Genomic DNA, 11,680 nt, shown 5'->3' with positions numbered 1-11,680 from the left:
CGCTGCCCGCACTTCCCGGATCCTTTCCCGTGAACACGCACATCACCCTGCGCCAGATCGAATACTTCGTCTCCGTTGCCGATACGGGGCAAATTTCGAAGTCGGCCAATCTCTGTTCGGTGTCTCAATCGTCGATGACGATCGCATTGAGGAAACTCGAGGATTCGGTCGGCGTCACGCTGCTGCTGCGTCATGCGAAAGGCGTCCGTCTGACACCGGCCGGCGAGCGATTCCTGCGTCATGTGCAGCACGCGACGATGTCCATCGACCGCGCCGTTTCCGCCGCGCAGGAGGACCCCGAGCAGATCTCGGGGCATGTCCGTATCGGGATGACCGAAACCATCTCGGCGTATCTGATGCCGTCGCTGATGTCCGCCATTTCGCGGCGGTTCGGCAACCTGGGCGTGAGCATCGTCGAAAACGAACGCGAAGCAATCGAGGAGATGCTGGCCGACGATCGCCTCGATATTGCGCTGCTGCTGGTGTCGAACACCGCGGAAGTCGGCGACCTGAAATACGAGACGATTCTTCGTTCGCCGCGCCGGTTGTGGACCCATCCGGATCATCCGCTGCAGGACGCCCGTCGCGTCACCCTCGAAGACGTCGCGCGCGAGAACTATCTGCTGCTGGACATGGACGAGCACCTGCGAACCGTCGGCAAGTACTGGGGAAGCTACGGGATCACGCCGAACGTCTGGATGCAGAGCAAATCTATCGAGGCCGTGAGAAGCCTCGTCGCGCTCGGGCACGGGGTGACCATCCTCTCGGACCTCGTGTACCGGCCCTGGTCCCTGGAAGGAAACCGGATCAGCCGCCGCAATCTCAGCGTGACCGTGCCGACGATGGACGTCGGCGCGGTGTGGCGACGGGGCGGAGCGACGTCGACGCCATGCCGTGCGCTGCTGGATCTGTTCCGCTCGTGGAAAAGGACGGCCGAGTAGGGCAGGGCCTTCGGGCATCACGGTCGTGCCGGATGCGGATCTCGAGCCGGCGGACGACCGCGCGAGAGTCGGCTGCGGTAAACGTTCGTCCCGTCCGCGATTTCAGGGTGTGTGCCCGCGGCCTTTCCGGTGCCGGCCGGTCCACGTGTCCCCGTCGTATCGGCACCCCGACGCCGATGCATACCAGTCGGCCAAACTGGTTCTATTCCGGTATCGTTTCCATCCCTCCAAACCCGGCAAACCCGGCGCTTGAACTGTCCCCTTGCATACCAATCCGGGTAAATCCCTATCCCGCATCGCGTTGTAAACAAAGGCTTTCTCGCAACTAAAACGCTTGCCGGGCAAGGCTTTCGGCGATTTCCGCGTCGCTAATACCAGTTCGTTGACTGGTATTATGGTGGTTATATAATGCCCTCACTTTCGACGGCCCGAGGTCGTCGTCCGACACCCGGAGGCACATGGAAACCGGCTGGTCCGAACTGGCGCCCGATCCCCTCAGCGATACGCCGCTCTATCTGCAGCTCGCCCGCAACCTGGCGAGCGCGATCCACGCCGGCGCGTGGCGGGCCGGCGAGGCGCTGCCGTCGGAGCGGCTGCTGTCGGTGTCGGTCGGCGTATCGCGGATCACGGCCCGTCGCGCACTCGCGCTGCTGGTCGAGCAGGGGCTGATCAAGCGGGCGCGCGGGGCGGGCAGCTTCATCACGCCGCGCGTCGCCGATCCGCTGTCGCGTCTCGTCGGCTTCACCGCGAAGATGAAGCAGCGCGGCTTCGTGCCCGATTCGGTGTGGCTGTCGCGCACGCTGCGCGCCGCGAGCCGCGACGAGATCACGCATCTCGGCCTCGCCCCCGGCGCGACGGTGGCGCGGCTCGAACGGCTGCGCCGCGCGGACGGCATCGTGATGGCGGTCGAGCACTCGACGCTGCCGGCCGCGGTGGTGCCCGATCCGCAGGCGCTCGGTGCGTCGCTGTACGAGTACCTCGACGCGCGCGGGATGACCGTCGTGCGCGCGCTGCAGCACTTTCGCGCGGCGAACGCGACCCACGCGATCGCCAAATGGATGGCGGTGAAGCCGGGCTCGGCGCTGCTGGTGATCACGCGGATCGGCTACGGTGCCGACCAGCGCGCGATCGAAGTGAGCGAAACGTATTGCCGCGACGATTACTACGACTTCGTCGCCGAACTGAAACGCTGACGCGCGAGACTCGCCCGCGCGCGACAGCCGTGAAGCAACGACACGGAATTGCAAATCACGACGCGGATACCCGCGTCACCAGATCATCAAGAGAACGTCATGCTGACTGGAAACATCCTTACCCCCGACGGCTGGATTCACGGTTCGCTCGATAGCGAGAACGGCCGCATCACGACACTCGACGGCACGCCCGTCGATCCCGCGAAGAACGACGCGCCTTACATCCTGCCCGGCTTCATCGACCTGCACGTGCACGGCGGCGGCGGCGCCGACGTGATGGAAGGCGGCGACGCGATCGAGACGATCGCCCGCACGCACGCGCAATTCGGCACGACGAGCCTGCTCGCGACGACGATGACCGCGCCGCGCGACGAACTGATGAAAGTCGTCGGCAATCTCGGCAGCGTCGCGCGTACCCGCACGCCGGGCGGCGCGCGCGTGCTCGGCGTGCACCTCGAAGGCCCGTACATCAACCCCGGCAAGCTCGGCGCGCAGCCCGACGCGGCCGTCTCGGCCGTGCTCGACGAAGTGCTGAAGTACCTGTCGATCGCGCCGATCCGCGTCGTCACGCTCGCGCCGGAAATCGCCGGCCACATCGAGATCATCGGCGAGATGGCCGCGCGCGGCGTGCGCGTGCAGCTCGGCCATTCGCTCGCGACCTACGACGACGCGGTGGCCGCGCTGAAGCACGGCGCGTGCGGCTTCACGCACCTGTTCAACGCGATGTCGCCGCTGCATCACCGCAACCCCGGCCTGGTGGGCGCGGCGCTTGCTCACGCCGAATACGCGGAAATCATTCCCGATCTGCTGCACGTGCACCCGGGCGCGATTCGTGCGGCGCTGCGCGCGATCCCGCGCCTGTACGTCGTGACCGACAGCACGTCCGCGACGGGCATGCCCGACGGCGAATACCGGCTCGGCAGCCAGCACGTGACGAAGTGCCTCGGCGGCGTGCGTCTCGCCGACGGCACGCTCGCCGGCAGCACGCTGACGATGGACCAGGCGCTGCGCAACCTCGTGTCGCTCGGCCTGCCGATCGCCGATGTGTCGAACCGGATGTCGCGTTATGCGGCCGACTACCTCGGCATCGCCGATCGCGGCCGCCTCGAGCGCGGCGCATGGGCCGACCTCGCGGTGTTCGATCGCGACCTGAACCTCACCGCGACCTACGTCGAAGGAGAATCGATTGTCGAATATGCTTAAGGAAGCGCGCGAGTCCGCCCAGGTCGTCGCCGCGCAGATCGCCGACACCACGCGCGTCGAAGCGCTCGCCGGCCAATTGCTCGATCACCCGCCGGCCGTCGCGCTGACGGTCGCGCGCGGCAGCTCGGATCACGCCGCGAGCTATTTCGCGAGCCTGACGATGAGCCGCCTCGGCGTGCCGGTCGCGTCGCTGCCGATGTCGGTCGCCACGCTGCAGCAGGCGCCGCTGAAGGTGCAGGACCAGCTCGCGATCGCCTTCTCCCAGTCGGGCAAGAGCCCCGATCTCGTCAACACGATGGCCGCGCTGCGCGAAGCCGGCGCGCGCACCGTCGCCGCCGTGAACGTGCTGCCGTCGCCGCTCGCCGACGCGTGCGAGCACCAGCTGCCGCTGCTCGCCGGCCCCGAATTGTCGGTCGCCGCGACGAAGAGCTATATCGCGATGCTGTCGCTGTCCGCGCAGATCGTCGCGTACTGGCAGCGCGACGCCGCGCTGATGACCGCATTGCGCGGCCTGCCCGACGTGCTCGCGCAGGCCGGCCGGCTCGACTGGTCGCAGGCCGTCGCCGCGCTGGCGGGTGTCGAGCGGATGATCGTGATCGGCCGCGGCCTGGGCCTCGCGATCGCGCAGGAAGCCGCGCTGAAGCTGAAGGAAACCTCCGGTATCCAGGCCGAGGCGTTCTCGAGCGCCGAAGTCCGTCACGGCCCGATGGAGCTGATCGACCGCGACTATCCGCTGCTCGTGTTCGCCCCGCCGGGGCCCGAGCAGGCCGGCCTGCTGCAGCTCGCGCAAGACATGCGCGCACGCGGCGCCGCGGTGCTGCTCGCGGCGCCCGCCGGCACGCCCGGCGCGACCTTGCCGCTCGCGCAGTCCGCCCATTCGGCGCTCGACCCGATCGCCGCCATTCTTTCGTTCTACGTGATGGCGGCGGATCTCGCCGTCGCGCGCGGCCGCAACCCCGACACGCCGCGCCACCTGAACAAAGTCACCGAAACGCACTGATAGCCGAGACAGCCGATGAGACGCGCCGAGGAGTCCCAGTTGAAGAGTTCCACCCATGATCAGATCGTCCTGCTCAGTCCCTTGACCGGGCCGATCGTCGCGCTGGCCGACGTGCCCGATCCGGTGTTCTCCGGCGGGATGTTCGGCGACGGCATCGGCATCGACCCGCTCGCGGGCCAGCTCGTCGCGCCGTGCGCGGGCGTCGTGTCGCATCTCGCGCGCACCGGCCACGCGGTGACGATCACGACGCCGCAAGGCGCGGAAGTGCTGCTGCACATCGGCATCGACACCGTCGAGCTGAACGGGCAGGGCTTCACCGCGCACGTCGAGGCCGGCGAGCGTGTCGAGGCGGGCGCGCTGCTGATCGAGTTCGACCAGGACGCGGTGGCGCGCAGCGCGCATTCGCTCGTGTCGGTAATCGCGATCGCGAACTCGGATGCGTTCGAGGTCGTCGATCGTGCCAGCGGCTTCGCGACGGCCGGCAAGACGCCGCTGCTCGCGCTGCGCGGCAAGGGCGAAGCGGCTGCGCAGGCGGCACAAACCGGCGCAGCGGCGCATCACGAAGTGCGCCGTGAAATCGTGCTGGCCCAGCCGGGTGGCCTGCACGCACGGCCGGCCGCGCGGGCGCGCGAAGCCGTGCGCGGGTTCGACGCGACCGTCGACGTGCTGTTCGACGGCCGCAAGGCGTCGATCGCGAGCGTCGTCGGTCTGCTCGGCCTCGGTGCGGGTGAAGGTGCGACGGTCGAACTGGTCGGCCGTGGCGCGCACGCGCAGCAGGCCGTCGATGCGGTCGAGCACGAGCTGCTGCGCGAAGCACACGGCGAAGTCGAGGAAAAGCCGGCACGGCTGAGGTCGCCCGCGCCGCAGACGGTTGCGCGCAACGTCGGCGCGCCAATCGACCCGAACACGCTCGCGGGCGTGTGCGCGGCACCCGGCATCGCGGTCGGCACGCTGGTGCGCCTCGACGATGCGGAGATCGTGCCGCCCGAGCAGGCCGCCGGCACACCCGCGTCGGAAAGCCGCCAGCTCGACCAGGCGCTGAAGGCCGTCGACGCCGAACTCGACGAAACGGTGCGCAACGCATCGGCGCGCGGCGCGGTCGGTGAAGCGGGCATCTTCGCGGTGCACCGCGTGCTGCTGGAAGACCCGACGCTGATCGACGCGGCGCGCGACCTGATCAGTCTCGGCAAGAGCGCGGGCTTTGCATGGCGCGCGACGATCCGCACGCAGATCGACACGCTGTCGAAGCTCGACGACGCGCTGCTCGCCGAACGCGCGGCCGATCTGCGCGACATCGAGAAGCGCGTGCTGCGCGCGCTCGGTCATGCGAACGGTGCCGCGCGTGCGCTGCCCGACGAAGCGGTGCTCGCGGCCGAGGAATTCACGCCGTCCGACCTGTCGTCGCTCGATCGCCGGCGCGTGACCGCGCTCGTGATGGCGCGCGGCGGCGCGACGTCGCACGCGGCGATCATCGCGCGCCAGCTCGGCATTCCGGCGCTGGTGGCGGTCGGCGATGCGCTGTACGCGATCCCGGACGGCACGCAGGTCGTCGTCGATGCGAGCGCGGGCCGGCTCGAACATGCCCCGACCGCGCTCGACGTCGAGCGCGCGCGGCACGAGCGCCAGCGCCTGGACGGCGTGCGCGAGGCGAACCGGAAACTGGCGGGGGCTGCGGCCGCCACCGTCGACGGGCGCGCGATCGAGGTCGCCGCGAACATCGCGACGCTCGACGACGCGAACACCGCGGTCGACAACGGCGCCGACGCGGTCGGCCTGCTGCGTACCGAGCTGATGTTCATCCATCGCCAGGCCGCGCCGACGGTCGTCGAGCACCAGCAGAGCTACCAGTCGATCGTCGACGCGCTGCAGGGCCGCACGGCGATCATCCGCACGCTCGACGTCGGCGCCGACAAGGAAGTCGATTACCTCACGCTGCCGCCCGAACCGAACCCGGCGCTCGGCCTGCGCGGCATCCGTCTCGCGCAGGTGCGCCCCGACCTGCTCGACGATCAGTTGCAGGGCCTGCTCGCGGTGAAGCCGTTCGGCGCGGTGCGCATCCTGCTGCCGATGGTGACCGACGCGGGCGAGCTCGTGCGCCTGAAAAAGCGCATCGACGAATTCGCGCGCGCCCAGGGCCGCACCGAGCCGGTCGAGGTCGGCGTGATGATCGAGGTGCCGTCGGCCGCGCTGCTGGCCGACCAGCTCGCGCAGCACGCGGATTTCCTGTCGATCGGCACCAACGACCTGACGCAGTACACGCTCGCGATGGACCGCTGCCAGGCCGATCTGGCCGCGCAGTCCGACGGCCTGCATCCGGCCGTGCTGCGCCTGATCGACATCGCGGTGCGCGGCGCCGCGAAGCACGGCAAGTGGGTCGGCGTGTGCGGCGCGCTCGGCGGCGATCCGCTCGCGGTGCCGATCCTGGTGGGTCTCGGCGTGACCGAGCTGTCGGTCGACCCCGTATCGGTGCCGGGCATCAAGGCGCGTGTGCGCCGTCTCGATTACCAGTTGTGCCGTCAGCGCGCGCAGGATCTGCTCGCGCTCGACTCGGCACAGGCGGTAAGGGCAGCAAGTCGCGAGGTCTGGCCGCTCGACTGAGCGTCGACGGCAGGTTCGCGACCCGTATTACGACGAAGGCAATCAGCTCAACGACGATTAACGACGCTTAACGACGAGACAAGGATTGGAGGACTGAATGAACGGGAATCCGTTTCTGAAAATACAGGGCCTGGGCCGGGCGCTGATGCTGCCGATCGCGGTATTGCCGGTCGCCGGCATCCTGCTGCGACTCGGCCAGCCGGACGTGTTCAACATCAAGATGATCGCCGACGCCGGCGGCGCGATCTTCGACAACCTGCCGCTGCTGTTCGCGATCGGCGTGGCGGTCGGTTTCGCGAAGGACAACAACGGCGTGGCGGCACTCGCGGGCGCGATCGGCTACCTGATCGAAACCGCGATCATGAAGGACATCGATCCCAAGCTGAACATGGGCGTGCTGTCCGGGATCATCGCGGGTGTCGTCGCGGGCCTGCTGTACAACCGCTACAAGGACATCAAGCTGCCGGACTACCTTGCGTTCTTCGGCGGCAAGCGGTTCGTGCCGATCATCACGGGGCTGGTGTGCGTGGTACTCGGCATCGCGTTCGGGTACGTGTGGCAGCCGGTCCAGCATGCGATCGACGCGGCCGGCCAGTGGCTGACGACGGCGGGCGCGATCGGTGCGTTCGTGTTCGGCTTCCTGAACCGCCTGCTGCTCGTCACGGGCCTGCACCACATCATCAACTCGCTTGCGTGGTTCGTGTTCGGCAACTTCACGCCGCCCGCCGGCGGCGAGATCGTGCACGGCGACCTGCACCGCTTCTTCGCGGGCGACCCGACCGCGGGCACCTTCATGGCCGGCTTCTTCCCGATCATGATGTTCGGCCTGCCGGCCGCGTGTCTCGCGATGCTGCACGAGGCACCGAAGGAGCGCCGCGCGATGGTCGGCGGCCTGCTGTTCTCGATGGCGCTCACGTCGTTCCTGACCGGCGTGACCGAGCCGATCGAATTCAGCTTCATGTTCCTCGCACCGGTGCTGTACGTGATCCACGCGGTGCTGACGGGGCTGTCGCTCGCGATCTGCCAGATCCTCGGCGTGAAGCTCGGTTTCACGTTCTCGGCCGGCGCGATCGACTACGTGCTGAACTACGGGTTGTCGACGAAGGGCTGGATCGCGATCCCGCTCGGCATCGCGTACGGCGCCGCGTATTACGGGCTGTTCCGCTTCTTCATCCGCAAGTTCAACATGGCCACGCCGGGCCGTGAGCCGGCATCGGCCGACGCGGCCGCGGAATCGTACGCATCGGGCGGCTTCGTCGCGCCGGCGGCGGGCGCCGCTGCGGCCGCGCCGCGCGCGCAGCGCTACATTGCCGCGCTCGGCGGGGCCGGCAACCTGTCGGTCGTCGACGCATGCACGACGCGCCTGCGCCTGACCGTCGTCGATCCGGAGAAGATCTCGGAGCCGGAACTGAAGTCGATCGGCGCGCGCGGCGTGCTCAAGCGCGGCGGCAACAGCGTGCAGGTGATCATCGGGCCCGAGGCGGACATCATTGCCGACGAAATGCGTGCCGCGATCGGCAGCGGCGAGACCGGTGCCGCGTCGACGGCGACGGCCGCCGCGGCGCAGCCCGTCACGGGGGCGGCCGCCGGTCCGCTCGATCCGGAGCCGGCGCGCTGGCTCGCGGTGTTCGGCGGCGCGACCAACGTCGTGTCGCTCGACGCGGTCGCGACCACGCGCCTGCGTGTGGTCGTGCGCGATCCGTCGGCGGTCGATCGCGATCGTCTCGGTGCGCTCGACGTCGCGTGGGTGTCGCTCGACACGTTCCACATCGTCTGCGGCAATGCGGCGGCACGTTATGCCGAACAGCTCGGCGCGCGCCTGCCGCCGTCGGGCAGCGGAGCGGCCGCGCAGCCTGCCTGATGTGATCGGGCCGGCCCGATCCGCGACGCGGATTCGGCCCGGCCGGCAAAACGAAAACGGCTTGCGATCCTTGCGTCGCAAGCCGTTTTTCTTGGTGCGGGCGATGGCGCGATGCACGTGTTTGCATCGCGCGTCGCCCGGGCGTTCAGCCGATCACGGATTCGTCAGCGTGAAGGTCGGCTTCCGGTAGCCGACACCGGCCCGGTCGAGCTTCGGCAATTCGCGTTGCGTGAGCAGCGTCGCGAAACCGGCCCAGTCGCGCTGCAGCGCGGCCGTGTCGACGTGATGCGTGTCGCCGCGCTTGAAGCGCACGCCGGCCGCATACGGCAGCTCCCAGTCGGCGCGGTGCCAGGCGCGCTCGGCGAGCGCGAGCAGCCGCGGATAGGCCATGTATTCGAGGAAGGTGTCGTTGCGCATCACCTCGCCCCATGCCTGCCCCTGCATGCCTTCGATGCGCGGCGCCGGGCCTGTTCCCGTGACCTCGAACGGGTTGCCGTCACGGTCGCCCATCACTTCGGCGTTCTGCGGCAGGTTCTCCGGTGCGAGCGAGAACACCTTGTACTCGTCCGTCGCGTGCGAGCCCCAGTAGTAGCCGCGCTCGCGCGGGTTGAGCGTGTACGGGAAGTCGAAGTACAGGTAGTCGGGCAGCGCGAGCACCGTCAGATAGCCCTTGCCGCTCAGGTCGCGCGCGCTGTCCGACGCCCCCCAGAAGATCGTGTCCCACAGCGACACCATCACGTGGCGCGTGCTGAAGTCCTGCGGCCCGTTCGCATGCTTGATGCCGTCCTGCCACGCGGCCATCGTGTCGATCCCGTTCGCGCCGACCGCCGCGCTCACCTGCTGCGCGAAACGCGTCGGCAGTTCGTCGATCGACTTGATCTCGCCGCGCTGGAGCAACGCCGTGCATGCGGGCGAACGCGCCCACGGCTTGTCCTGCGCGGCGAGATCGATACGCCCCTTGTTCGGATCGGTGCCGTTCAGCGGCTGGAAGCCCGCGCCGAGGAAGATGTTCTTCGCCTCGTCGCCGCCGTAATGCCAGATGTGCAGTGGCGCCTGCGCATCCGCATGCATTGCCGCGATCTCGCGGATCACCTTCGATGCGAAATTGAGCGCGCCCGGCACGCACGGGTTCAGGTCGCTGCGGCGGTCGTAGAACTGCACCGTCGTCAGGTTCGACGTGTCCTGCGGATCGAGCAGCCGGTATGCGTTCGCTTCCTGCTCGCGCCCGGCCGCATGCAGCCGCCGGTAACGTGCCTCCATCGTCACGACGGCCGCGCGCGCATGCGCGGGCATGTCGATCTCGGGGACGATCTCGACGAAATGCGCGGCCGCGTAGCGCACGAGCGCCACGTAGTCGTCGCGGGTCAGGTAGCCGCCGCCCGAGCGGTTGTCCGGGCCGGAGCCGAGCTGCGGCAGCAGGCAGCGCGTCTCGCTCGGGTCGTGGCAGCGGCGCGAGCCGATCCCGGTCAGTTCGGGCAGGCCGGGAATCTCGATGCGCCAGCCCTCGTCGTCCGACAGGTGCAGGTGCAGGCGATTGAGCTTGTACGCGCTCATCTGGTCGATCAGGCGGCGCAGCGTCGCCGGGTGCTTGAAGTTGCGTGCGAGATCGACGTGCATCCCGCGATGCGTGAAGCGCGGCGCATCCTCGACGAGCATCGCCGGGATCGGGCCGCCGCCGGCCGGTGCGAGCGAGTAGAGCGTCTGCACGCCGTAGTAGAGGCCGGCGCGATCGTAGCCCTCGATCAGCACGCCGCGCGGCCCGATCGCGAGCCGGTAGCCGCCCGGCGTCGCGATGTCGGCCGGCAGCCGGCGCGGCGCGACGGCGCCCCGCACCGGCACGCGCGCGCCGTCGAGCCCGAGCGTCGTCGCGCGTTCGCGCAGCGCCGCGACCTGCGCGTCCGGCAGATCGGGCAGGGCGAGCTCGACACCGCGCAGCTCGAGCGTGCCGGGCAGCGGCTGCTCGCGCTTCACGCTCGGCAGCGCGCGGCTCGGGTCGGGCCGTGCGGCCACGGGCGGCGCGTTGCCCGTCGAGTTGTTCTGCGCGTCGGCCGGCAGCGATTCGACGTAGCGCAGCTCGTCGTCGGTGTCGTCGTAGCGGAGCACGGCGGGCGGCGCGCCCTCGACGACCACGTACGGGCGCGGGATCACGTCGCTGTAGCGCAGCAGCCAGTATTCGGCGACGAACGGCAGTTCGATGCGTTCGCCCGGTGCCAGCCGCACCGAGCCGGGTTGCGGTGTCAGTTCGTAGAGGTCGCCGGTGAGCCGCCGCAGCGCGAAGCCGGGGCGATCGATTCGCAGCAGGCGGCGGATGCTGTGCAGGTAGAGCTTCCAGCCGCCGTCGGCGATCACCTGGTGGCCGCGGTTCTGCAGGATCAGGCGGCCCGTCGCGCAGGCCGCGCCGTCGGCGCCGAGGTCGGCGCACGGCACGCCGGCCGAGGCCGCGTGATTGTTGTCGACGGCGACGCGCAGCGCGAGGCCGTTCGACAGCCGTGCCGCGAGATCGGCCGGCGGCACGGGGGGACGGACGGCACCGGCCGCCGCGACCGCCGCACTCGACGCGGGCAGCGCGCCAAGCGCGACCGGTGGCAGTGCAGCGATCAGCACGCCGGCAAACAGGGTGGACAAGGTTCGGCTCATGCGGACTCCTGAGAAAAAAGGGGGCGTAGCGGCGTCACGGGACGACGTCGCTGCGGGCGGGTCTTTCAACGGAGCTGCGGGGACAACAATGTGCGCGGGCGATGCGGCTGCCCTGCGCGTAGTCGGCACGCGGACGCGTGCGTTACGGAACGGGCGGCGGGCAGGCGTGCCGGTCGGATCGGCGCGGGCGGGTGCGTGTCCTCATCGGCCGGGCACGATGGCGGCCACGGCTGCGGATGATGCTGAC

General features: G+C 69.4%; 7 protein-coding genes. 6 read left to right on the top strand and 1 reads right to left on the bottom strand.

Going from position 1 to position 11,680, the window contains the following annotated elements; all coding sequences use genetic code 11:
- Positions 1–29: 29 nt before the first annotated feature.
- From ACTJLD_RS38370 to nagE, 6 genes are all read left to right on the top strand, one after another.
- Positions 30–941 (top strand): LysR family transcriptional regulator, encoded by a 912-nt coding sequence (locus tag ACTJLD_RS38370; RefSeq protein ID WP_404823928.1) that lies wholly within the window; start codon positions 30–32, stop codon positions 939–941.
- Positions 942–1,399: 458 nt separating this feature from the next.
- Positions 1,400–2,134, top strand: coding sequence for a GntR family transcriptional regulator (locus ACTJLD_RS38365; RefSeq protein ID WP_027789079.1), 735 nt, complete (start codon positions 1,400–1,402; stop codon positions 2,132–2,134).
- A gap of 99 nt (positions 2,135–2,233) precedes the next feature.
- Positions 2,234–3,337, top strand: a complete 1,104-nt coding sequence (nagA, locus tag ACTJLD_RS38360; RefSeq protein WP_059695054.1) for an N-acetylglucosamine-6-phosphate deacetylase — start codon at positions 2,234–2,236, stop codon at positions 3,335–3,337.
- Positions 3,330–4,337, top strand: coding sequence for an SIS domain-containing protein (locus ACTJLD_RS38355; protein WP_027789081.1), 1,008 nt, complete (start codon positions 3,330–3,332; stop codon positions 4,335–4,337). Before nagA ends, ACTJLD_RS38355 begins: the two co-directional genes overlap by 8 nt.
- 15 nt (positions 4,338–4,352) lie before the next feature.
- The gene (gene ptsP / locus ACTJLD_RS38350; protein WP_301761737.1) at positions 4,353–6,935 is read left to right on the top strand and encodes a phosphoenolpyruvate--protein phosphotransferase; all 2,583 of its coding nucleotides are present in this window, start codon (positions 4,353–4,355) and stop codon (positions 6,933–6,935) included.
- Positions 6,936–7,032: 97 nt separating this feature from the next.
- The gene (gene nagE / locus ACTJLD_RS38345; protein WP_440661398.1) at positions 7,033–8,796 is read left to right on the top strand and encodes an N-acetylglucosamine-specific PTS transporter subunit IIBC; all 1,764 of its coding nucleotides are present in this window, start codon (positions 7,033–7,035) and stop codon (positions 8,794–8,796) included.
- A 153-nt stretch (positions 8,797–8,949) separates the two neighbouring features.
- Here the strand turns inward: nagE and ACTJLD_RS38340 are convergent, their stop codons facing one another.
- Positions 8,950–11,433 carry a family 20 glycosylhydrolase gene (locus ACTJLD_RS38340; protein ID WP_440661396.1) on the bottom strand — a complete coding sequence of 828 codons (2,484 nt, stop codon included), beginning with the start codon at positions 11,431–11,433 and terminating at the stop codon, positions 8,950–8,952.
- Positions 11,434–11,680: the final 247 nt, after the last annotated feature.

This window comes from Burkholderia sp. 22088, from assembly GCF_052045915.1.
GTDB classification, from domain to species: Bacteria; Pseudomonadota; Gammaproteobacteria; order Burkholderiales; family Burkholderiaceae; genus Burkholderia; species Burkholderia cepacia.
The sequence above is the reverse complement of the archived record's forward strand: the minus strand, read 5'-3'. Positions and strand labels throughout refer to the sequence as shown.